The organism is Pseudomonas edaphica, assembly GCF_005863185.1.
Classification (GTDB): domain Bacteria; phylum Pseudomonadota; class Gammaproteobacteria; order Pseudomonadales; family Pseudomonadaceae; genus Aquipseudomonas; species Aquipseudomonas edaphica.
On the sequence record NZ_VBVZ01001010.1, the window covers coordinates 1 to 1,169 of the forward strand.

The window sequence follows — 1,169 nt, forward strand, 5'->3', positions numbered from 1 at the left end:
GGGCTGCTTCGCAGCCCAACGCAGGGCAAGCCTGCTCGCCACAACAAGCTCGCATGCCACAGTAAGCTCGCTTGCTACCGAGAGTTTCATGATCCCGTCCTCTGAGCTGTTCAAACCCGCCTTCGGCCTCGGCAACCCCCACTTGCAAACCCTGTGGGGGCCGCTGTGGCGCCCTACCACCCATATCGAACGCCAACGCGAACGCCTGTGGCTGGACGACGGCGACTTTCTCGACCTCGACTGGCATGGCCCCCATGACGCGCAGGCGCCGCTGGTGCTGGTGCTACACGGGCTGACCGGCTCGTCCAACTCGCCTTATGTGGCCGGGCTGCAAAAAGCCCTCGCAGCTCAAGGCTGGGCCAGCGCCGCCTTGAATTGGCGTGGGTGCTCGGGCGAGCCAAACCTGTTGGCACGCAGCTATCACTCCGGTGCCAGTGAAGACCTGGCGGCGGCGATTGCACATCTGCATGCCAAACGACCCTTGGCGCCGCTGTATGCGGTGGGTTATTCGTTGGGCGCAAATGTGCTGCTCAAGCACCTGGGCGAAACCGGCGAGACGTCCGGGCTGCAAGGCGCAGCGGCGGTGTCGGTGCCGTTTCGACTGGACCAGTGCGCTGACCGTATCGGGCTGGGCTTTTCGCGGGTGTACCAGAAGCACTTCATGCGCGAGATGTTGGCGTATATCCGCGTCAAGCAAAGCCGCTTTGTGAAAGATGGCCGGGCCGAAGGGCTGAAAACCCTGGAAGCCCTGGGCTCATTGGAGAAAATGCGCACGTTCTGGGACTTCGACGGCCGGGTGACCGCACCGTTGCACGGGTTCCTCAGTGCCGAGGACTATTATCGTCGCGCCTCGAGCCGTTACTACTTGGGCGAAATCCGCACGCCAACCCTGATTATCCAGGCCGCCGATGACCCGTTCGTGTTTGCTCACAGCCTGCCCGAGGCCAGTGAACTGTCGGATTGCACCGAGTTTGAGTTGTTGGCCAAGGGTGGGCATGTGGGGTTTGTGGATGGGACGTTGAAACGCCCCAGTTACTACCTGGAGCGCCGTATTCCGCAGTGGTTACTGACACAACACGGTTAAAAAATGTGGGAGCTGGTTTGTGTGGGAGCTGGCTTGCCTGCGATGCAGACACCTCGGTCGTTCAGTTGAACCGAGGTGATGCTAT

The 1,169-nt window shown here is 61.3% G+C and carries 1 protein-coding gene; it reads left to right on the forward strand.

The window, feature by feature from the left end; translation table 11 throughout:
* Nucleotides 1–88: 88 nt before the first annotated feature.
* Nucleotides 89–1,084, forward strand: a complete 996-nt coding sequence (locus FEM54_RS32890) for a hydrolase (RefSeq protein WP_099550329.1) — start codon at nt 89–91, stop codon at nt 1,082–1,084.
* Nucleotides 1,085–1,169 lie beyond the last annotated feature (85 nt).